Genomic DNA, 19,849 nt, shown 5'->3' on the forward strand with positions numbered 1-19,849 from the left:
AAGTTCTCCTTATGAATTCGAGGGATCGCGCAGGCTGGGGCCGCTGCCCGCGCCGCCGCCGTCGCCACCGCGCAGCGTGTGCGCAACGGTGGTGGCGGCATGGGAAAGCTGCTGGCGGCGTTGCAGGCGCTTGGCCCAGGCCGGTTGCGAGGTACTGTCGGACGTGGCGTCCGCACCGCCCTGGGCGGTCGAGGCAGCAGCGCCGCCGCCCGCCCCAGCCGTCGAGGTGGCGGCTTCGGGCTGCATGGCAGAGGCGGCCCGCTCTTTCAGCGAGCGGGCACCGGCGGCGACCTTCTGGCCGACCGACTGCGCGCCCGTGCGGGCGACGTTGCCTAGCCCGGCCGCTGCACCCTTGAGGCCACCACCAGCGCCAGCGGAACCCGCCTGGAAGGCGGACTTCGCACTGCTGGCGGTGGATGCCATCGAGCGCGCACCGCCGGCGACCATGCGGGCAGCGCCGGGCGCCATGCGCGCACCGGCGACGACGGCACCGCCCACGCCCGTGGCCACCGCGCCCGCCGCAACGGCAGTGCCGGCCACGCCGAGCGCGGCACCGGCCATCGCACCCGCGCCAAGTTGCGGGCCGCCGGAAATCAGCCCGGTGGCGATGCCCGGCCCGAAGATCCCCAGCGCCAGCATCGCCAACGAGGCGAGCATCACCACCAGCGCGTGGTCGATGGACGGTTCATCGGGCACGGTCTGGAACTCGGCGAACAGGCCGGTGCCGATGCCGACGATCACCGCCAGCACCAGCACCTTGATGCCCGACGACACCACGTTGCCCAAGACCTTCTCGGCTAGGAACGCGGTCTTGTTCCACAAGGCGAACGGCACCAGCACGAAGCCGGCGAGCGTGGTCAGCTTGAACTCGATCAGCGTGATGAAAAGCTGCACCGCCAGGATGAAGAAGGTGAGGATCACCACCAGCCAGGCCAGGAACAGCACCATGATGGCATCGAGGTTCACGAACACGCCGGGAAAGCCCGTCATGTCGCCGATCTGCTCCATGATCGGCTCGGCGGCGTCGATGCCCACCTTCGCCAGCCGGCCGGGTTGCAGGAACTCGGTTTCCGAAATCGTCGAGCCCGAAGCCATCAGCCCCAGCCCGGCGAACGAGCGGAAGACGATGCCCGCCAGCAGGTTGAAGTTGCTGAGGATGTAGGCGAAGGCGCCGACGTAGAGCACCTTGCGCAGCAGCTTGGCGATCACGTCGTCACCCTGGCCGGTGGCGTGGCTCATGGCCCAGTACCAACCGGCCAGGGTCATGTCGATCACGATCAGGGTGGCGGTGAGAAAGGCGATCTCACCGCCCAGCAGTCCGAACCCCGAGTCGATGTAGGTGGAGAAAACACCAAGGAATCGGTCGATCACCGCCACGTCGTCCATCACGCTTTCCTCAGTTGCCGTAGAAGCGCACGGGCTGCGGCGTGTACGGCGTGCCCTCGCCGAGGAAGCGCCGCCGCACCTCGCGGGCGCGCTCGGTGGCCGCCGCCTGGCGCGCCAGCTCCAGCGATGCGGCACGGTCCTGCGTCAACTGGAGCTGCTGCGCCTGGATCGCCTGCTTGGCCTGCAAGGCCAGCAGTTGGTTGGTCGCCTGCATGGCTTGCAGCGCGCCACCGGCCGACTGGCTCTGGGCGACCAGATCGGCCAGCACGCTCTCGTCTTCGCTGAGGTTCTGCGACACCTGCGCCTGCACGCGCATCGCTGTGTGCAGGCCGTCGAGCGTGTGGCGCCAGCGCTCGCGCGCATCCTGCGCCATGCGGTCGCCGCTGACGCTGGCGGCGTACTCGTGCGGGTACAGCCGCGCGAACTCCTGATCCATGTGCGCCACGTCGTAGGCCAGGCCCTGCGCCTCTGCGATTAGGCGTTCGGTGGTCGCCAGCGTCGAGCGCAGCCGGTTGACCACGTTGTAGTCGAGGCCAGCCAGATTGCGCGCCTGATTGATGAGCATCTGCGCCTCGTTCTGGAGCTGGCGCACCTGGTTGTTGATCTGCTCCAGCGTGCGGATCGCGGTCAGCGTGTTCTGGATCAGGTTGGTCGGGTCGATGACGGTGAACGCCGTCGCGGGTTGCACGACCAGCAGCGAGCCCGCCAGCACGGCGGCGAGCGAAACGGAAAGCACACGGGTTTTCATGACAGGTTCTCCTGTGATTGGGGGGATAAGAACGGGGATGCGGCGGGCGCGGACGGCAGCAGCTCGGCCGCCCAATCGAGGCCGCGATGGCGCAGCCAGACACTGGCGAAGTCGGCGTGGCCGGCCTCGCGCAATACACGGTCCATGTCGCGCTGATCCTGCGGCGTCGAGGCGCCGGCGAACGCCAGCACGACCGGCCCCAGGTCGAGGTCGAACAGGCGGTTGCCGAGGCGCGACTGGTAGTAGTAATCGCGCTTGGGCTGCGCGGTGGCGACGATCTCGATCTGCCGGGCGTTGAGCCCGAAGCCCTGGTAGATCGTGCGAATCTGCGGCTCGGTGGCCTGCGGGTTGGGCAGGAAGATGCGGCTCGCGCAGCTCTCCACGATGGCCGGTGCGATGCTGGAATCCTTGATGTCGGCAAGCGACTGCGTGGCGAAGACCACGCTGACGTTCTTCTTGCGCAGAGTCTTGAGCCACTGGCGGATGCGCGCCGCGAACACCGGGTCGTCGAGGAACAGCCAGGCTTCGTCGAGGATCAACAGCGTGGGCGCGCCGTCGAAACGCTCATCGAAGCGCGCGAACAGATAGCCCAGCACTGCCAGCACGGCGGCGCGGCTGGCCATCAGTTCCTCCATCTCGAAGCCCTGCACATCGGCGGTGCCGAGCCGGTCGTGGTCGGCGTCCAGCAGCTTGCCGTGCGCGCCGCCGAGCACGTAGGGCGCGAGCGCCTGGCGCAGCGCGTTGTTCTGCAACAGCACTGAAAATCCGGTCAGCGTGCGCTGTTCCACCGGCGCGCCGGCGAGGCTTTGCAGCGCCGACCAGATGGCGGCCTTCTCGTCGGGGCCGATGGTGGCACCCTCCTGCTGCGCCCGGCCTTCCAGCCATTCGGCCGCCCAGGCGCGGTAGCCCTCCTGGTCGATGCGCGCCAGCGGCTGGAACGCGATGTCGCCATCCGTGCCCAAGTCGTAGTGCTCGCCGCCCAGGCCCAGGATGGTGGCGCGCATCGAACGCCCCATGTCGAAGGCGAAGATGCGCGCGCCGGGATAGCGTCGGAACTGCATCGCCAGCGTGGCGAGCAGCACCGACTTGCCCATGCCGGTGGGGCCGGCCACCAGCGTGTGGCCCACGTCGCCGATGTGCGTCACCAGCCGGAAAGGCGTCGCGCCGTCGGTGCGCGTGACGATCAGCGGCGGGCCGTCGAGGTGGTCGTTGCGCTCCGGCCCGGCCCACACTGCCGACACCGGCATCAGGTGCGCGAGGTTCAGCGTGGAAATGATCGGCTGGCGCACATTGGCGTAGGCGTTGCCCGGAACCGAAGACAGCCAGGCATCCACGGCGTTGAGTGTTTCCGGAATGGTGACGAAGCCGCGACCCTGGATGACGCGCTCGATCATGCGCAGCTTCTCGTCGGCCACGGCCGGGTCGGCGTCCAGCACCGTCACGGTCGCCGTCACATAGCCGAAGGCCACCTGATCGCCACCCAGCTCCTGCAAGGCCGCGTCGGCATCGACGGCCTTGTTGCTGGCGTCGGTGTCCACCAGCGGGCTTTCCTGCTGGAAGATCGTTTCGCGCAGCAGCGCCACCACGTTCTTGCGCTTGGCGAACCACTGCCGGCGCAGGCGGCCCAGTTCACGCTCGGCCTCGGCTTTGTCCATGCACAGGAAGCGCGTGCTCCAGCGGTAGGCAAAGCCCAGGCGGTTCAAATCGTCCAGCAGCCCCGGCCAGGTCGAGGTCGGGAAGCCGCGCACCGACACCACGCGCAGGTGCGCATCGCCCAGCATCGGCGCCAGGCCGCCGACCAGCGGGCAGTCGGCCAGCAGCGCATCGAGGTGGAACGGCACCTCTGGCACCCCGACGCGGTAGCGCCGCGTGGAAATGGTCGCGTGCAGGTAGGTCAGCGTCTCGCCGTCGTCGAGCCAGGCAATCTCCGGCATCACGCCGTCGAGCAGGTCGAAGAAGCGATCCGTCTCCGCGACGAAGGCGGCCAGCCGCTCGCGCCAGTCCACCCCGCGCTGCGGCGTGTTCTCGTAGAGCAGCTTGGCGGCGCGCGCGTGGGATTCCTCCGGCGGCAGGTACAGCAGCGTCAGGTGGTAGCCGCTCTCGAAGTGGCTGCCGTCTTCCTCGAAGGTCGCACGGCGCTCTTCGTCCACCAGCCAGGACAGCGGCTCGGGAAAGTCGGACTGCGGATAGTCGGCCGCCGCCAACCGCTCGGCCTCCACGAACAAGGCCCAGCCCGAACCCAGGCGGCGCAGTGCGTTGTTGAGCCGCGCCGACGTGGCGATCAGCTCGCCCTGCGTCGCGCTGTCCAGGTCCGGGCCACGAAAGCGCGCGGTGCGCTGGAACGAGCCGTCCTTGTTGAGCACCACGCCGGGCGCCACCAGCCCGGCCCAGGGCAGCCAGTCGGCGAGCAGTGCGGGACGCTGGCGGTATTCGGTGAGGTTCAACATGGCGGCGCCCTCACACGTCCAGCAGCGGCTTGTGCTTGATGTGCCGAGCGAACACCTGCATGAATTGCGGGTCCAGCCGTGCGCCCCACACCGCCAATGAATGGCCGACGATCCACAGCACCAGGCCCGGAATCCACAGTTGCAGACCCAGGCCCACGGCAGCGGCCAGCGTGCCGTTGGCGATTGCCACGGTGCGCGGCGCACCGCCCAGCAGGACCGGCTCGGTCAGCGAGCGATGCAGCGGCACCTCGAAACCACTGGCGAAACCGTCGGCGAACTCATCGGGCGCGCTCATACGACGGCCCCGCCGGAGAAGCTGAAGAACGACAGGAAGAACGAGGACGCTGCGAACGCGATAGACAGGCCGAAGACGATCTGGATCAGCTTGCGGAAGCCGCCGCTGGTATCGCCGAAGGCCAGCGCCAACCCGGTGGCAATGATGATGATGACCGCGACGATGCGCGCCACCGGCCCCTGGATGGATTCGAGGATGGCTTGCAGCGGTCCTTCCCAGGGCATCGAGGAACCGGCCGCGTGCGCCGTGCCGGCCATCAGCAGGAATACGAGCGCCAGCAGCAGTCCCTGTTGCGTCGGCCCGGCCAGGCGCGCAAGGCGGGAAACGTGGAAAGGCGGATTTACGGAAATGCGCAAAGCATGAGAAGGCGTCATGGCAGTTCTCCAGGGTGGGTTGAGGACGGGGAAGGAAGTGGCTGTGCCAGTGCGTCGTCGAGCTGGTAGCCGTGGCCGTCGAAGCCGCTCACGCGGGCGACGGTCTGCACATGCCGGGCACGGCCGCGTCCGGCGATGAACACGATCACGTTCACCGCCTCGGCGATCAGCGCGCGCGGCGGGGTCAGGGCGACTTCGAGAATCAGTTGCTCCAGGCGCAAGAGCGCGCCGTGGGCGGAGCTGGCGTGCAACGTGGCGATGCCGCCGGGGTGGCCGGTGCCCCACACTTTGATGAGGTCCAGTGCTTCACCGCCGCGCACCTCGCCAACGATCACCCGGTCGGGGCGCAGGCGCATGGTGGCGCGCACCAGCTCGGTCATCGACACCACGCCGGCGCGGGTGCGCAGCGGCACGTGGTCGCGCGCCGCGCACTGCAACTCCACCGTGTCTTCGAGCACCAGCACGCGGTCGCCGGTATCGGCGATCTCGGCCAGCAGCGCATTGGCCAGCGTGGTCTTGCCGGTACTGGTGCCACCGGCGATCAGGATGTTCTGACGCTCGCGCACCGCGCGGCGCAGAAACGCGGCCTGCGGCTCGGACAGAATGCCGTCGCTCACATAGTCGGCTAGGCCGATCACGCCCACGGCGCGCTTGCGCAGGGCGAAGGCCGGGCCTGGCGCCGCCGGCGGCAAGATGCCCTCGAAGCGCTCGCCGGTTTCCGGCAGTTCGGCGGTCAGCAGCGGTTGGCCGCGATGCACCTCCGTGCCGACGTGCGCGGCCACCAGGCGGATGATGCGTTCGCCATCGGCGGCGGACAGCGACTCGCCAGTGGCCGCACGCCCCGACGACAGCCGGTCGAGCCACAGCGCGCCGTCCGGGTTCAGCATCACCTCCACCACGTCCGGGTCTTCCAGCGCGGCGGCGATCAGCGGCCCCATCGCCGTGCGCAACATGCGGATGCGTCGGTCCAGCGACGTGGCGGCGGAAGATAGCTCGTTCATAAGGCCGTCTCCCTCGCACGCTCCTGCGCCTCGGCCAGCGCCGCCGCCTCGTCCAGCCGCTGCACGTCGGGCTGGATCTCCTCGACCACCTCACGCACCAGGCTGCGCCCGCGCAGCAGGTGGCGGCCGAGCTGTTCGATGAACTGCTCGAAGCGCGCCTTGCCCTGCGCCTTCGCCGCCTCCTGATGCGCCTCCGGCAGCGGCGTACTGACGGTGAGGTAGTAGCGCACGAACAGCGCCAGCGTCTCGATCAGGATGTTCTGGTCGCGCTCCAGCTTCTCGAACTGGCGCGACAGGCGATCGAGGCGTTTGGCGATGGCCGCCTCGCGCTGGTCGGCCGCGTCCGGCGACAGCCAGGACGCCAGCGCTGCCGCAACGATGGACGACTTGGACACGCCTTTCTTGGCGGCCAGCTCGTCCAGGCGCTTGGCGTGGTCGCGCTCGATGAACAGGTTCAGGCGATGGCGGGAATGAAGATGGCTCATAGCTGGATTCCGTCGTTGGGATCGAGGGCGGCCAGCCGCGCCGCGCGCGTCAGGCGCGGGTCGAGCTGGGATGGCAGGGGAAGCGGCAGGTCGTCTTCGTCATCAAGCAGCGCCAGGTCACTGGCCGCGTGCTCGGGTTCGGCGCTGTAGGCCACGGCGTCGGACAGCTCGGGCTGGCGGCGCGGGCCGCCGTCGTCGGGGTCGTCGAGCCCAGCGGCTGCGACAGCAGGCGCAACGGGTATGGCGGGAACCGCCAAGGTGCTCCAGTCGTCCGGCCGGACCGCTGGAGCATCCGTATAGCGGCCCTGCACCAGCACGGGCGGCGGCAGGATGCGGCGCTGGAAGTTGGCGTCGGTGTAGTAGCGCAGCTTCCGCGCTCTGATCGGCGGATGGCCGGACACCATCACCACCGCCTCGTCGGGCGGAAGCTGCATCACCTCGCCGGGCGTGAGCAGCGGCCGTGCCGTCTCCTGACGCGACACCATCAGGTGGCCGAGCCAGGGTGCGAGCCGGTGGCCGGCGTAATTGCGCTGCGCGCGCAGCTCGGTGGCGGTGCCCAGGGTTTCGGAGATGCGTTTCGCCGTGCGCTCGTCGTTGGTGGCGAAGGTCACGCGCACATGGCAGTTGTCCAGAATCGAATGGTTCTGGCCGTAGGCTTTGTCGATCTGGTTGAGCGACTGCGCGATCAGGAAGGCGCGCAGGCCGTAGCCCGCCATGAAGGCCAAGGCGGACTCGAAGAAGTCGAGCCGGCCCAATGCCGGGAACTCGTCGAGCATCAGCAGCAGTTCATGGCGGCGTGGAATGCCGTCGCTGCCATCGAGCGATTCGGTGAGTCGCCGGCCGATCTGGTTGAGGATCAAACGCACCAGCGGCTTGGTGCGCGAAATATCCGAAGGCGGCACCACCAGGTACAGTGACACCGGATGCTTCGCCGAAATCAGGTCGGCGATGCGCCAGTCGCAGCGCGAGGTCACTTCGGCCACCGTGGGATCGCGGTACAGGCCGAGGAAAGACATGGCGGTGCTCAATACACCCGAGCGCTCGTTGTCGCTCTTGTTGAGCACTTCGCGCGCGGCGGACGCGACCACCGGATGCGGCGCATCGCCCAGGTGATGCGTCGTCATCATCCGGTGCAGCGTGACTTCAAACGGGCACGCGGGATCACTGAGGAAGTTGGCGACGCCGCGCAGCGTCTTGTCCTCGCCGGCGTAGAGCACATGCAGGATGGCGCCGACCAGCAGCGCGTGGCTGGTCTTCTCCCAGTGGTTGCGCTTTTCCAGCGCGCCTTCGGGATCAACCAGAATGTCCGCGATGTTCTGCACGTCGCGCACTTCATGCGCGCCGCGCCGTACCTCCAGCAGCGGGTTGTAGGCGGCCGACTTCGCGTCGGTGGGGTTGAACAGCAGGCAGTGCGAAAAGCGCGAACGCCAGCCGGCGGTGAGCTTCCAGTTCTCGCCCTTGATGTCGTGGATCACGGCTGATGCCGGCCACGTCAGCAAGGTGGGCACCACCAGGCCCACGCCCTTGCCGCTGCGGGTGGGCGCGAAGGCCAGCACATGCTCCGGCCCGGCGTGGCGCAGGTAGCGCCCGTCGAACAGGCCGAGAAACACGCCCGCCAGGCCCATCAGCCCGGCCTTGATGATTTCCGCGCCGGCGGCCCAGCGCGCCGAACCGTAGGTGGTGACGCGGCGCGCCTGCCGCGAGCGCCATACCGACATGGCGATGGCCACCACTACCGCCACCAGGCCGCTCGCGCCAGCGATGGCGCCGCCCTTGGCGAAGATGTGGGGCGCGTAGGCGTCAAAGAAGAACCACCACTCGAACAAGCGCCATGGGTGGTAGACCGGCGTGCCGAAGAAATCGAACCAGGGCGAGCCAAGGCGTACTTGATAGCCCAGGGCGGCGGCTGTCCATTGTGTGGCGGTCCACACGCCGGCGATCACGATGCCGAATACGGCGGCGATCTGCCCGAACAGCACGTTCGTCCCTTGCATTTACGGCCTCCGACTTCTCCTGCGCTGATGCCTCGGCGAAAACGGCACACATGCGTGCCGCAAGGTCGAGAATCAGTGCCGGGTCGGTGCCGGTCAAAGACCGTTATCGGGACAAAACTCGCTTGGAAAACATCAATTCATGCGGGGGCGGAAACAGAGAAAGCGCAGCAAGCGCGAGCGCGTTGCGGCGTGTTGAGAAAAATTCAAGATCGAAACCGCCAGGGCTGCGATCAGAACTTCGGCGGCGTCTCGGGCGGTGTATAGGGCACGGTTCCGTCACCGAAGAAGCGCTTGCGCGTCGCCTCGGCCACGCGGTTGCACAGCTCGTCGCTCAGCGCGGCGCGATCGAGCCTGCATTGTTGGCGAAGCTCCTTCAGCCGTTCGGGATCGGCCGCGAGCGCTTCGACTGTGGGCAATGCGGCCGGCGCCGGTGTTTCGGACTGGCCGCAGGCGGTGAGCGCCAGGGCAAACAGAAACGGCATGATCTTCTTCATGGCTCGAATTCCTCCGCAGTGTCGGACTGATGGGGCGTGGCGGGCTTGCTGCCCTCGGGCGACTGGATGGAATGAACCCTCTCGATGAAGCGGGTCAGGGTTTCCGAAGGTTCGCCGACCAGTCGCAGCAGATAGGTCGTGAGCATGGGCGAACGTCCGGCCAATGGCCTTGCCACGATGCCCGAGTCTCGGCAGACGATGATGTGCGATGAGCCGGCCAGCCCCAGGGCCAATCCCGCCGACACCAGCGCCATCATCAAGTCGAACGACGCCACCTGTTCGGCAATCAACGGCTCGCGCTCCGCGCGGCGCAGCACGCGCGCCACCTGTCGCGCATAGCCTTCGTACACTTGGGGATCACACAGCACCAGCGGATAGCGCAACACTTCGTCCAACGGGATGCGCTTGTGAGCGAGCAGCGGATGCCGTGCGGGCACGGCCACCATCAGCGGATCACTCCACACCGGCTCCGCGACGATGCCATCACCCACCTCGTCGGACTGTGCGAAGCCCACGTCGTACAGGTCGTCATGCAGCCCTTTGATCTGTTGTGACAGCGGCGTCTCGAACAGGCGGATTTCGACTTCGGGTTCCTCCTGCCGACACAGCGCCAGCAGGGTGGGCAGGCGTGATGGCGTGAGTCCGTCGGACAGGGCGATGCGTAGTTGGCCGTGAAAACCGTTGGCCGCAGCCCTCATGCTGTCCCGTGCCTGCTGCAAGGCTGCGAAGATGCGCGGCACATGGGTGAGGAACAGTGTGCCCGCACGAGTCAGCCGCGTACTGCGGGTGGTTCGTATGAACAGCTTGACGCCCAAGTCTTCTTCCAGCTCCTTGATGGCGCGTGACAGTGGTGACTGCTCAATGTGCAAGCGTTCGGCTGCGCGGGCAAAGTGCAGTTCCTCGGCAACCGCGAGGAAGCATCGCAAGTGGCGTAGTTCCATCCAGTAGTTCCCATCGTTGAATCACCGGCAACCAAGAGAACCGCCCACATCCGGCATGCTTTCTACTCGGGCGCCTCAGCTTCTCCTGCATCGAAATCAACCATCAGCGCTCGCCCCCATACGGCCTGACGAAGCCCACCAGCCCCGAAGAAGAAATACCCATGCTCTCGGCATGGGCCAGCGGGTGAACATTGAACGGCACGGAAATCACTGCGGTGATCCGCAAATCCAGATCACCGCGATGGGCAGAGCCACCGCCGTCAGTGCCCCCATCAGACTCATGGCCAGCGCCGCGAACGCACCGCATTCCTCACTCTCCTGCAAGGCCCGGCCGGTCCCCACCGCATGGGCGGTGATCCCCAGCGCGATGCCCTACGCCGCCGGATGATGGATGCCGAAGCGACGCAGCAGCTCAGGGCCGCACATGGCACCGATCACGCCAGTGATCAGAACGAATACGGCGGCAAGTGCGGCCACGCCTCCAATCTGTTCGGCCACCAGCATGGCGATGGGCGAGGTCACGGACTTGGGCGCAAGCGTCATCAACATGACGTGATCAGCGCCGAATGCCCAAGCCAGGCCCACGCCCAGCGCCGTCGCGACAGTACCTGCCGCCGCCAACGTGATCAGGATCGGCCAGAACAGTTGGCGGATACGCTGCAAGTTGAGATACAGCGGCACGGCCAGCGCTACCGTGGTCGGCCCCAGCAGCACCGTGAGCACAAAGGCGCTGTCGCGATACTCTTCATAGCTGAGCCCCGCCAGCAGCAGTAATCCGATCACCACGATCATCGAAACCAGCACGGGTTGCAGGAACATCGACCGGGTGCGTTCGTAAGCGGCCTGTGCCATCTGGTAGACACCTAGCGTGATGCCCACGCCGAATAGAGGGTGATGCACGACGGCGTGCAGCGCCTCTTGCCCATGCCAAACCATCAGCTTTCGCTCCGTTGCGACTGACGTTCAATCAGCCGCTGCATCAGCCAGCCCGCGAACACCAGCGAGATCAGCAACGACAGACCCAGGGCTCCTGCCAAGGCCCAGAAGTCAGCGGCGATCTGTCGGGTGTAGACCATGACCCCTACGGCGGGCGGCACCAGCAGTAGAGGCAGGTAACGCAACAGAGCGGTGGCCGCTTCGCTGATCGGCTGCCCCACTTCGCCACGAATCCGGAGGAAAGCGAACATCAGCAGCATGCCGATGATCGGACCGGGCAGCATGGGCAAGATCAGGACATTGAGTGCGGTGCCGATCAACTGAAACAGCACCAACCAAGTCAGGCCACGGAGCAGCATGCTAGCGGGGCGAAGAAGCTGAGGACGCAGGAATCACCTTCTCGGCCACGGTGCTGAGGTTATCCAGCAGGTCTGCGGAGTCCTTCTCGATCCGCTTGCGCAGAAAGAGGTGGTTGGCCAGACGTCCGATCAGGTGGGAAAAGCGATACTCCAGCGTGCGCGTGAATCGGGTCATCGTTCCCATCGGTTTGCACTCGTAGGTCACGAACATCATCAGGCCGTATCTGCCACGCGCCCGCGCCTGCCAGCGATGCCCCGGCACGTATTCGATGACATCCCACAGCAGATGGCCCGCGCGGCCGCCGGTGTATGCAAACTCGGCACCGGCAGGCAGCGAGCCGGAAGGGCCTTTGATCGCCACCGGGTAGTGGTGCCATTCGTGCCAGCGAGTCGGGGTACTGAGATAGCCCAGCACCTGCTCCGGCGACCGGCGGATGTCGATGTGGTGCTGCATCGAGGTCATCTTCTTGCGATCTTCGATGTGGCCTTCGTTTTCCCAGTAGAGCGTCCCGTAAATCCAGTCCCAGAGCGGGAACACCACGTTGAAGTTGAACGTCTGCATCAAGTCACGGGCATGGTGCAGCTCGTGCAGCCGGCGCATGTGGCGCACCCACGGCAGCTTCGAGATGGGATGCTGTTCCGGCAGGTGTTCGCAGGCATGGAGAATTTCGTAGGCGAGATATCCGAGCAGCATCGATCCGCTGAAAAGGGCCGCAACATTGGTATTCCAATGACTCAGCACCCAGTAGCTCGCCAGGTTGGCCGCCGCAAACACGACGATCAGCCATGCCGGGAAAAAGATGACCCGCCAATCCTGGGCGCGCTCGTAGCTCATCTGTCCGTAAGCGAAGAAGCTGTGGTGGTCGCCGGTATGGCGCTGGTAGAACATCTTGCTGAAGCGGTGTTTGAAGTGGCCCAGGTGCCGGTGAACCATGTATTCGCCCCAGTTCTGGAGGATCAGCGCCAGCGGCACCGCCAGCCACTCCCAGGGCTGCACGTTCTCGGCACGGCTCCAGAGAAATCCGATGCAGAGCGCGCCGAACAGAAGAACAAAGCCGCCATGCAGCCAGGCGTTGTAGCGGGGATTGATCTGCGCGCGATACCGCGCGCGAAAGCTGGTCGTATCGAATTGCATGTGCTTGCCCATCCTGTCGAGGAGTTGACAGGACGATAGGGGGCGTCACATTATTTGTCTAATGGATATTAAAAATGACCTTTATTCATGATAACGAATTTACGACAGATCGACCTGAATCTGCTGCTGGTATTCGATGCGCTGATGCAGGAGCAGAACCTGACGCGAGCCGCTACGCGCTTGCACTTGAGCCAGTCAACGGTCAGCAATGCCCTGGCCCGCTTGCGCGAGCAGTTGGGCGAGCCGTTGTTCCAGCGCACATCACGCGGAATGGTGCCTACCCCGCAGGCGCAGACCCTCTATGGGCCGGTGCGTCAGGCATTGCATCTGCTGCGTATCGGGCTGGGTCCGCAGGAAGAGGTCGATGTCGAAAGCGACCTGATGTTTCGGGTGTCGATGAACGACTACGCGCAGGCCGTGTTTCTGCCGGAGGTGCTGTCTAAACTGCATGCGATGGCGCCTCGACTGGTGCTCTCCGTCCAGTCGGACGATGCAGACACCCTCGTAAAACGTCTGGAGACCGGCGAGCTGGATCTGGCCATCGACTACCTGCACTTCAACAACGACGATCTGCGGTACCAGCCGCTGAGCGAAGAAGAACTCGCCGTCATCGCCTGTTCAAATCATCCCAAGATCAAGGGACGATTGACGATGTCGCAGTTTCAGGATTGCCATCACGTCTCGGTTCATCCACGCGCCGGACGTGGGTCGCCACTGGAGATCGTGCTGGGCTCTGCGAAGGTGCAACGGAAGGTGCAGTTGCTTGTGCCGCACTATCTGGCCATTCCAGCGGTGGTCTCTCGCTCCCACCTGCTCGGAACCGTGCCGCGACGACTCGCCGAGCACTTTGCCAAGCAGTATTCCCTACAGATTCTTCCCCTGCCGCTGGTCATGGCGCCGGTCCAGGTGAACCTGATCTGGCACAAGCAGCAGGACGTAGCCGTCGGGTTGAAGTGGTTGCGGGAGCAGCTTGTCTCGACGATGAAGCGCCGATAAGCGCTCTGCCCCCGTTGAAAGATGCACCGTGCCGGCGGCACGCCCCCAAACCGGTCCATCTAAATACCTGGGCCGCGCGAGCGGCCAAGCTCCCACGTTGCTCGCCCAGCTTGCACGGTCGCTGACAGCGATTGGCCAAGGCGTTGTTCGATGACGGGCTTCCATGGCACCAGGCTGAACCCCTTGCCGTCATCGAGCATGGCGTAGCGCCCGCTGGCCAGCATGACACTGCGCCGGTAGACGCCGCTGACGCGCTGGCCGTCGCCCACCGGGCGGTGCTCCAGGCCGGTTTCGGCGGCAATGCTTTGCGCCGCTGACGCCAGCTCCCGGTTGCGCAGTGTGCGTAGCAGGTTGCGCGCGAGGATCACGCGCTGGCCGCGCCGCTCGGCCAGGCCCTGTTCTTCGAGGAAATCGGCACGCTGCTGGAGGGCTTTGCGCACCTCGCTGCCAAAGCCCAGCTCGCCCAGGCCCTCGCCGCCGCCGATCAACTGCTGGTCCAGCCAGGTGGCGCCGATCACGCGAGCCTGCCGCTCGATGGACAGGTGCGATTTCAGCTCCACGGCCACGCCGCCGCCCAGGCGCTGGGTGTCGTGCCGCCGGCCCTGCTCGGGCAGGTCGGCCGGGACTTGCCAGACGCCTTCGCCCAGGCGCTCCACGATGCCGGCGCGGCGCAGGGCTTCCAGCCGGCGGACATGGGCGGCGACCACCTCGGCGGGGTCGCGGCCGCTCATGGTCTGTCCTTGGGCCTGCGCCTTGGCCACGGCCAGGTGTTGGTCGGTGCGGTACAGGCCATCGACGGCCAGCGCGGCGATGGTCTTGTCCGCCGCGCGCACGCCGGCCGCGCCTTTGACTTCCACCACCGCGCCCCTGGGGTACTGCTCCAGCTCTGTGCGGGGTGGCAGCGCGACGTAGTGGGCCTTGCCGTCGGTGCCATCGACGATCAGGTAGCCCTTGTCGTACAGCTCGTCGGCCAGGCCCTTGGTGGCGACGCGGCCGAGGATCGGGCGGGCGTGCTTGCCCGGCTCGAACACCGCCAGTTCGCGCTGCGCGCCGCCCATTGCGCGCTGCATGGTGCGGATGATGTCGCCGCGCTCGCCCATCGCCCGCAGGGTGTCTTCGACGTTGGGGTGAATGGCCCAGACGCCGGGCTCCTTTTCGCGCACCAGCCCCATGCTCTGCAAGTGTTGCAGGCGGCCGATCAGCAGCAGGCGCTGGCTTCGCAGACGGGGCAGCACGTTCAGCCGGTCGATGGTGATGCGGCCGTTCACCGCTTCGCGCTGTAGGGTGCGGTCCAGCCCCGTCCAGCGCTCCTGCTCCACCTCGCGGGCCATGCTTTGCTGGATCTCCAGTTCGGTGCGCGGGCCGAGCCATTCGGTGGCCAGTTCGGCGGCGCGGTGGCGCATTCCTTCGGCGATGTAGTCGCGGGCGATGATGAGGTCTTTTCCGGTGTCGTCTTTACCGCGCAGCACGATATGGGTGTGCGGGTTGTCGGTGTTCCAGTGATCGACGGCGACCCAATCGAGCTGCGTGCCCAGGTCGCCTTCCATGCGCTGCATCAGGTGGCGGGTGTAGGTGCGCAGGTCGTCGAGCTGTTCGGCGTCTTCCGGCGAGGCGATGAAGCGGAACTGGTGCCGGTCTTCGCGGCCGCGTTCCTCGAAGGCGGCCAGGTCGGCGTCGTCGGTCATTGGCCCGTAGGCGCGGCCCCGCCCGCCCTGGCGGTCCACGCCTTCGCGCTCGATGTAGCGCAGGTGGGCGGTGGTCGAACGCGGCCCGGCCTTGGCGAGATTCACCAGCCGGGTCTTGATGGTGACGCGCCGTGCATTGGCGCCCAGCGACTGCCCGGCGAAGCGCGCGGCGACGTGCCCGCGCCCCAGCCGGGCACCGGGACGGTGGCCTGCCTTGCCGACCTTGGCACCGGCCTTGCTGGCCTGCTTGAGCACGCGGTTGACGAACGACTGCGTGCGGTCCTTGGGCGCGCCGGGACGGATGCGGAAGCGGTCGGCGTCGTCGCCGCTGCGCCGGCTCATGGGGTGGCTCCGGCGCAGTCCAGCGCGCCAGAGGGCGCGATGCACGCGGTTTCGCCAGTGCCTGCGTGGCCTTGGCGCTGTTCGCGGCACGATGCCGTTCCCCGGCGCGTGCCGCGCTCCCCCCACGTGCAGACTGGCTTTTCGCGCAACGCAGTGCCGCGACCTTTTATCTTGCCCTGCATCTGCCCCGCGCCTGACGGCACGGGGGTGCGATGCCCAGGCGGCGCTGCGCAAAGCGCCGCCTGGCCGCCTGCGAGCGCCAGCCCTGCCTGTGGCATGGCGCGCTCGGGGCAAGCTGTCTGCACGGGGGAATGCCGGGCCAAGCGCGGTGCGAAGGCACACGCGCGGCACCGGCATGAACGCGAACACGGCGGAATGATGTGCGCTGTCATGGCTGCGGCTCCAGGCGCAGCGGCTGCGCTACGCCGAGCACGGCGGCAGCGCTGACTGGGCCGAAGTAGCGGCTGTCGAACGACGCCGGGTTGGTGACGCTGAGCAGGAACAGTTCGCCCTGGGCAAGTGGACGGCACTGCGGCCAGGATGGCAGCGGCCGGCCCCAGCGGTCGGTGCGCAGCACGGCGACCACCGGCACGCCGTCGATGCGCACCACGCCATCGACGATGCAGACGTGTTGCGGCGCCACCGCGCCGACACGCTTGAGCAGCGGGATGTGCGACGGCAGGTAGCCGCGCTGCGCGGCCAGCGTGGCGGCGTCTGCCGGCAAGGTGGTGAGCACGATGCTGTCTACCGACAAGGCACCGGGCAGCGCGTGCGCCGGTGTGATGCGATACCAGCCGACCGGCACGCTGTCGGATGGGTTGTAGACGATGCGCACCGCCGGCTGTACGAAGGCGGCCCAGGCCAGCGCCGCGAGGCCGCCGGCCGCGAGTGCAGCTAGTGCAAGGCGAACGCGACGGCGTGAGCGAGGCACAGCGGCGGGCGTTGTGGTGGCGGGTGTCGTCATTGCAGCGCCCTCCCGGCCAGCCAGGCCGCATGGCGCTCGGCGCTGTAGTCCGGCAGCGGCAGGTGCGCGGCCAGGCGGTTGCCCAGCGTGCGCCAGTAGGCCGGCGACACCTCGGCAGGCTCGATGCCCAGCGCCTCGATGGCGTCGATCCGGGCGAGCACGGCTCGCGTTTTCTGTTCGCCTTCGGCGTGCAGCAGGATGCGCGCGCCGGGGCGAACGCCGGGGATGCTCTGCATGGCATCCAGCGGCGTGCAGGCTTGCAGCACCATGAGCTGCCAGCGCACGGTGCCGTAGTCGTTCGATTGCCAGCGGATGCGGCAGAAGATCGCCGTGGGCAGGAACACCGCGCAGCGCCGCCAGCGGTCGAGCTGGACGGTGCGCGCCGGGTGGCCGAAGCGCAGGTAGAGGTTGATGCGCTGCTCGACATACGCGAGCGATACGCGCGTGAGCGGCGTGCTGCTGGCGAGTGCGGCGAGCGGTTGCGGTGACGGCGGCGTTGCCATCTGTGCGGTGCTGTTCATGGTGTGTGCTCCGGGAACTCGCGCTCCAGCAGCGCGCGCAGCAGCTCGGCCACGGTCACGCCCTGGGTGAAGGCCGACACCTTGATGCGGGCGCGCATGGCGGGCGTCACGTCGAGGGTCAGGCGTGCGGTGTAGAGGTCGCCTTTCTGGAGGTCGGCGCTGTCGCCCTGGCGAATCCAGGCTTCGGCCTGCGGATTCGCCGGCGGGCGCGTGCCGATGGCGATGCGTTTGCCGCGTTCCCTGCTCATGACGGCCACCGCAATAGCTCGTCCACCAGCGCGGTGATTTCGCGCGCGGCCATGCTGTCGGGGGCTGTCTCGCACGCGAGCCGGCCGGCGGCCACGCTGTCGGCGAAGACGATGCGCTGGCGCACTTCGGAGCGCAGTGCCGGCAGCGGCTGTTCGGCGAGCGCGTTGCGCGCTTCGCGGCCGATGATCGTGGTGCTGATGCGCCGGTTGATGACGAAAGCCGCGCGCAGCGCTGGCCGGAATACCTGCGCCTCGCGGATCAGCGCGACCATCTCGGCGCTGGCCCACAGGTCGTAGGGGCTGGGCTGCACCGGGATCAGCACACAGTCGGCCGCCAGCAGCGCGGAGCGCGCGAGTGCGGCAATGCGTGGCGGGCCGTCGATGACGATGTGATCGCAGCGCCGGGCCAGTTCCGGCGCTTCCTGGTGCAGCGTTTCGCGGGCCAGGCCCACGGCGCTGAAAAGCCGTGGCAGGCCCTGCTGGCTTCTGCGCTGCGTCCAGTCGAGCGACGAACCCTGCGGGTCGGCATCGAGCAGGATCACCTGTTGACCGCGCAGCGCGAGTTCGCCGGCGATGTGGGTGGCGAGTGTGGTCTTGCCGACGCCGCCTTTCTGGTTGAGCAAGGCGACGATCATGGCGCAGCCCTCCGAGGTGGAAAGCGGCTCGCTGAACGCCTTGGAAAACGCTTTTGCTGTTGGCCTGCGGCGCTTATCCACCGCGCCAAGGTCTTTCTACTAAAAGTTAGGTATTTATTGTTAGATACGTTAGAGAGCGTCAAAACCCGCGCTGTTACTGGGTTTGCGGCTGTTTCGCACGCCTGATAGCACGATAGGGTCACGCCTGATAGCACGAGCCTCGGCACGCCCGATAGCACGAGGGCGTTCACAGCTTGTCCCGCAGTTATCAACGTGCCGTGGACGGCACGGGGCGGAAGGCCAGAATCTCCGGCTCGCCGGGCCAGCGTTCGATGGACAGTACGTAGCCGGGCAGCGACTGCCGTGCGACCAGCGCGCGCAGGTCGCAGGCGAAGTCGTAGGGCTTGGCGAGACTGCCCGACTTGCGGTGCAGGTAGCGGAAGTCGAACTGCCAGCCTTCGCGCTGCTTGCCGCCATGCTTGCGCACCAGGCGGTAAAGCCAGCGCTCGATGCCGCCGGTGAGCTTGAAGTACGCGGGGTCGATGGTGAGCACCAGGGCCTCGTCCAGCACGCCGGCATAGAACCAGTCCGGCAGGATGAGTTCGAGGCCGAGCGGGACGCCCTTGGCGTCCGCGCGCTCTTTCCATTCGTTGATCCATGAGAAGCGGTGCAGACGCCGCCCTGTCGTTTCGCGGATCGAGGTGGCCACCGTGGTGGATTGCAAGCGATCCAGCGCGGCCTTGAGGCGCTGGTAGTCGCGCAGCGACGTGCCGCGGCCGATGAAGCGCAGAATCTCGTAGGGCGTCGCCTGCATCCTGCGCGACGGCTGGATGCCCGCGTCGCGCGCTTCGACGATCTGGCTGGCGGCCCAGATGAGGATGTCCGCATCCCAGATGGTGGCGATGCCGTGCTCCTGCGTGCCTTCCACGCGCACGGTGACGCCGGACGAGCGGAAGTCGATCGGCGCAGTGCGCCGCGACTTCGCCAGCGAGAAAAACGGATAGGCCATCAGGTCCTGGGCGTCGCGCGGCGCCATGTCGCCGGGCAGCGCGCGGAACAGGTCGAGCTGTTCGCGCTGCTTCTGCTCCAGGCTGAACACGGCCAGGACCACCCGCGCGCCGGTCGTCAGCGGCCATCGCGGTAATCACCCGCATGGCGTTCGGCGTATTCGGGGTCGGACGTGGCCTCGAAGCTGCGGGCGTCGGCCCAGGCGTCGAGGTCGGCCACTGCGTACATGACGCGGCGGCCGAACTTGCGAAAGCGCGGGCCGCCGCCGATGACACGCTGCTTCTCCAGCGTGCGCGGCGACAGGCGCAGGTAGTCGGCGGCTTCGTCGTTGGTCAGGTAGCGCGCGGGCTGCTGCGCGGTGGCGGGTGCGGCCTGCGGCCGCAAGGGAGCCGGTCTCATTGCGTGAACCTCCATCGGTCGGGGTCGCCGGCCACGACAGCGCGACCGGATGGAGGCAGTCTCAGGAAAGCAAGGCGTCCTGCTCAGGGACGTTTTGCGCGGGCGGCGGAACGTCCCTGTTCAAGTGTCGGAAGCTGTGCCAAATGGCGGTAGCCGCCGCGCATCAGCCATTGCCCACGCCGCACCAGGCGACGCACGCGGGCGCGCAGCGCACCGTCGGCGTGCCAGTCCTGGTGAATGGTCTCGGTGCCGAACAGCACGTCGGCCACCCGCCGCAGGGACGCACCTGCCAGGCTGCCGTCCAGCGCTTGCAGGGTGTGCATCTCCAGCAGCGCGGTGGCCGCTGGGCGCGGATGGACCGCCGCCGACGCGGCCACGGCCAGCTTGTCCAGTTCCCCAGCCAGTGCGTGGCAGCGCGAGTACGGCTGCGCGGTGGCGCGCCCCGCGGTGCGGTGG

Annotated in this window: 20 protein-coding genes and 2 pseudogenes; 1 reads left to right on the plus strand and 21 read right to left on the minus strand. The window is 67.2% G+C overall.

Annotation, left to right across the window (positions count from 1 at the left end; genetic code table 11):
* Positions 1-9: 9 nt before the first annotated feature.
* From trbL to QMX85_RS10790, 13 genes and pseudogenes are all read right to left on the minus strand, one after another.
* Positions 10-1,386, minus strand: coding sequence for a P-type conjugative transfer protein TrbL (trbL, locus tag QMX85_RS10730; protein ID WP_282340723.1), 1,377 nt, complete (start codon positions 1,384-1,386; stop codon positions 10-12).
* A gap of 10 nt (positions 1,387-1,396) precedes the next feature.
* Positions 1,397-2,134 carry a P-type conjugative transfer protein TrbJ gene (trbJ, locus tag QMX85_RS10735; protein WP_031643429.1) on the minus strand — a complete coding sequence of 246 codons (738 nt, stop codon included), beginning with the start codon at positions 2,132-2,134 and terminating at the stop codon, positions 1,397-1,399.
* On the minus strand, positions 2,131-4,581 hold the full coding sequence (gene trbE / locus QMX85_RS10740) for a conjugal transfer protein TrbE (protein ID WP_031643430.1): 2,451 nt from the start codon (positions 4,579-4,581) through the stop codon (positions 2,131-2,133). Before trbE ends, trbJ begins: the two co-directional genes overlap by 4 nt.
* A gap of 10 nt (positions 4,582-4,591) precedes the next feature.
* On the minus strand, positions 4,592-4,876 hold the full coding sequence (locus QMX85_RS10745) for a VirB3 family type IV secretion system protein (protein ID WP_031643431.1): 285 nt from the start codon (positions 4,874-4,876) through the stop codon (positions 4,592-4,594).
* Positions 4,873-5,250, minus strand: coding sequence for a TrbC/VirB2 family protein (locus QMX85_RS10750; protein WP_031643433.1), 378 nt, complete (start codon positions 5,248-5,250; stop codon positions 4,873-4,875). The genes QMX85_RS10745 and QMX85_RS10750 overlap by 4 nt, the downstream gene beginning before the upstream one ends.
* 47 nt (positions 5,251-5,297) lie before the next feature.
* A pseudogene (gene trbB / locus QMX85_RS10755) lies at positions 5,298-6,251 on the minus strand (P-type conjugative transfer ATPase TrbB); the annotation flags it as partial.
* A complete protein-coding gene (locus QMX85_RS10760) occupies positions 6,248-6,736 on the minus strand; it encodes a ribbon-helix-helix protein, CopG family (protein WP_031643435.1) in 489 nt (162 codons plus the stop codon). The pseudogene trbB and the gene QMX85_RS10760, both read right to left, overlap by 4 nt.
* Complete coding sequence (locus QMX85_RS10765; RefSeq protein WP_031643436.1) at positions 6,733-8,730, minus strand: conjugal transfer protein TraG; 1,998 nt, start codon at positions 8,728-8,730, stop codon at positions 6,733-6,735. Before QMX85_RS10765 ends, QMX85_RS10760 begins: the two co-directional genes overlap by 4 nt.
* Positions 8,731-8,960: 230 nt before the next feature.
* Positions 8,961-9,224, minus strand: a complete 264-nt coding sequence (locus QMX85_RS10770) for an EexN family lipoprotein (protein WP_031643437.1) — start codon at positions 9,222-9,224, stop codon at positions 8,961-8,963.
* Positions 9,221-10,165 carry a LysR family transcriptional regulator gene (locus tag QMX85_RS10775; RefSeq protein ID WP_031643439.1) on the minus strand — a complete coding sequence of 315 codons (945 nt, stop codon included), beginning with the start codon at positions 10,163-10,165 and terminating at the stop codon, positions 9,221-9,223. Before QMX85_RS10775 ends, QMX85_RS10770 begins: the two co-directional genes overlap by 4 nt.
* Positions 10,166-10,372: 207 nt before the next feature.
* Positions 10,373-11,101: pseudogene (locus QMX85_RS10780) on the minus strand (LrgB family protein).
* Entirely contained in the window at positions 11,101-11,460 is a 360-nt protein-coding gene (locus tag QMX85_RS10785) for a CidA/LrgA family protein (RefSeq protein WP_031643441.1), read from the minus strand. The pseudogene QMX85_RS10780 and the gene QMX85_RS10785 overlap by 1 nt, the downstream one beginning before the upstream one ends.
* 1 nt (position 11,461) lies before the next feature.
* The gene (locus QMX85_RS10790) at positions 11,462-12,595 is read right to left on the minus strand and encodes an SRPBCC family protein (protein WP_031643442.1); all 1,134 of its coding nucleotides are present in this window, start codon (positions 12,593-12,595) and stop codon (positions 11,462-11,464) included.
* 87 nt (positions 12,596-12,682) lie between these two features.
* Here QMX85_RS10790 and QMX85_RS10795 point away from each other — a divergent pair, with 87 nt between their 5' ends.
* On the plus strand, positions 12,683-13,591 hold the full coding sequence (locus QMX85_RS10795) for a LysR family transcriptional regulator (protein ID WP_031643443.1): 909 nt from the start codon (positions 12,683-12,685) through the stop codon (positions 13,589-13,591).
* A gap of 59 nt (positions 13,592-13,650) precedes the next feature.
* Here QMX85_RS10795 and QMX85_RS10800 read toward each other — a convergent pair whose 3' ends face one another.
* The 8 genes from QMX85_RS10800 to QMX85_RS10835 form a co-directional block, all read right to left on the minus strand.
* Positions 13,651-15,618, minus strand: a complete 1,968-nt coding sequence (locus tag QMX85_RS10800; protein ID WP_031643444.1) for a relaxase/mobilization nuclease and DUF3363 domain-containing protein — start codon at positions 15,616-15,618, stop codon at positions 13,651-13,653.
* Positions 15,619-16,006: 388 nt separating this feature from the next.
* Positions 16,007-16,582 (minus strand): S26 family signal peptidase, encoded by a 576-nt coding sequence (locus QMX85_RS10805; protein WP_031643446.1) that lies wholly within the window; start codon positions 16,580-16,582, stop codon positions 16,007-16,009.
* Positions 16,579-17,103, minus strand: coding sequence for a DUF2840 domain-containing protein (locus tag QMX85_RS10810; protein ID WP_031643447.1), 525 nt, complete (start codon positions 17,101-17,103; stop codon positions 16,579-16,581). The genes QMX85_RS10805 and QMX85_RS10810 overlap by 4 nt, the downstream gene beginning before the upstream one ends.
* Complete coding sequence (locus QMX85_RS10815; protein WP_031643449.1) at positions 17,100-17,351, minus strand: hypothetical protein; 252 nt, start codon at positions 17,349-17,351, stop codon at positions 17,100-17,102. Before QMX85_RS10815 ends, QMX85_RS10810 begins: the two co-directional genes overlap by 4 nt.
* The gene (gene parA / locus QMX85_RS10820; protein ID WP_031643451.1) at positions 17,348-17,986 is read right to left on the minus strand and encodes a ParA family partition ATPase; all 639 of its coding nucleotides are present in this window, start codon (positions 17,984-17,986) and stop codon (positions 17,348-17,350) included. The genes QMX85_RS10815 and parA overlap by 4 nt, the downstream gene beginning before the upstream one ends.
* Positions 17,987-18,254: 268 nt before the next feature.
* Complete coding sequence (locus tag QMX85_RS10825; protein ID WP_031643452.1) at positions 18,255-19,091, minus strand: replication initiator protein A; 837 nt, start codon at positions 19,089-19,091, stop codon at positions 18,255-18,257.
* A gap of 20 nt (positions 19,092-19,111) precedes the next feature.
* A complete protein-coding gene (locus QMX85_RS10830) occupies positions 19,112-19,393 on the minus strand; it encodes a helix-turn-helix domain-containing protein (RefSeq protein WP_031643453.1) in 282 nt (93 codons plus the stop codon).
* A gap of 83 nt (positions 19,394-19,476) precedes the next feature.
* Positions 19,477-19,849: DUF2285 domain-containing protein (locus QMX85_RS10835; protein WP_282340736.1), on the minus strand; the 373-nt coding region annotated here is incomplete at its 5' end.

The organism is Pseudomonas sp. PS02288, from assembly GCF_029959715.1.
Taxonomy (GTDB): Bacteria; Pseudomonadota; Gammaproteobacteria; order Pseudomonadales; family Pseudomonadaceae; genus Pseudomonas_O; species Pseudomonas_O kuykendallii.

What these genes read in the sequence shown, in the direction of transcription:
- trbJ (WP_031643429.1), bottom strand. Translation starts at nt 2,134, where the DNA reads ATGAAAACCCGTGTGCTTTCCGTTTCGCTCGCCGCCGTGCTGGCGGGC.
- QMX85_RS10760 (WP_031643435.1), bottom strand. Translation starts at nt 6,736, where the DNA reads ATGAGCCATCTTCATTCCCGCCATCGCCTGAACCTGTTCATCGAGCGC.
- QMX85_RS10790 (WP_031643442.1), bottom strand. Translation starts at nt 12,595, where the DNA reads ATGCAATTCGATACGACCAGCTTTCGCGCGCGGTATCGCGCGCAGATC.
- trbL (WP_282340723.1), bottom strand. Translation starts at nt 1,386, where the DNA reads ATGGACGACGTGGCGGTGATCGACCGATTCCTTGGTGTTTTCTCCACC.
- trbE (WP_031643430.1), bottom strand. Translation starts at nt 4,581, where the DNA reads ATGTTGAACCTCACCGAATACCGCCAGCGTCCCGCACTGCTCGCCGAC.
- QMX85_RS10765 (WP_031643436.1), bottom strand. Translation starts at nt 8,730, where the DNA reads ATGCAAGGGACGAACGTGCTGTTCGGGCAGATCGCCGCCGTATTCGGC.
- QMX85_RS10800 (WP_031643444.1), bottom strand. Translation starts at nt 15,618, where the DNA reads ATGAGCCGGCGCAGCGGCGACGACGCCGACCGCTTCCGCATCCGTCCC.
- QMX85_RS10805 (WP_031643446.1), bottom strand. Translation starts at nt 16,582, where the DNA reads ATGACGACACCCGCCACCACAACGCCCGCCGCTGTGCCTCGCTCACGC.
- QMX85_RS10750 (WP_031643433.1), bottom strand. Translation starts at nt 5,250, where the DNA reads ATGACGCCTTCTCATGCTTTGCGCATTTCCGTAAATCCGCCTTTCCAC.
- QMX85_RS10785 (WP_031643441.1), bottom strand. Translation starts at nt 11,460, where the DNA reads ATGCTGCTCCGTGGCCTGACTTGGTTGGTGCTGTTTCAGTTGATCGGC.
- QMX85_RS10795 (WP_031643443.1), top strand. Translation starts at nt 12,683, where the DNA reads ATGATAACGAATTTACGACAGATCGACCTGAATCTGCTGCTGGTATTC.
- QMX85_RS10770 (WP_031643437.1), bottom strand. Translation starts at nt 9,224, where the DNA reads ATGAAGAAGATCATGCCGTTTCTGTTTGCCCTGGCGCTCACCGCCTGC.
- parA (WP_031643451.1), bottom strand. Translation starts at nt 17,986, where the DNA reads ATGATCGTCGCCTTGCTCAACCAGAAAGGCGGCGTCGGCAAGACCACA.
- QMX85_RS10815 (WP_031643449.1), bottom strand. Translation starts at nt 17,351, where the DNA reads ATGAGCAGGGAACGCGGCAAACGCATCGCCATCGGCACGCGCCCGCCG.
- QMX85_RS10830 (WP_031643453.1), bottom strand. Translation starts at nt 19,393, where the DNA reads ATGAGACCGGCTCCCTTGCGGCCGCAGGCCGCACCCGCCACCGCGCAG.
- QMX85_RS10810 (WP_031643447.1), bottom strand. Translation starts at nt 17,103, where the DNA reads ATGAACAGCACCGCACAGATGGCAACGCCGCCGTCACCGCAACCGCTC.
- QMX85_RS10775 (WP_031643439.1), bottom strand. Translation starts at nt 10,165, where the DNA reads ATGGAACTACGCCACTTGCGATGCTTCCTCGCGGTTGCCGAGGAACTG.
- QMX85_RS10745 (WP_031643431.1), bottom strand. Translation starts at nt 4,876, where the DNA reads ATGAGCGCGCCCGATGAGTTCGCCGACGGTTTCGCCAGTGGTTTCGAG.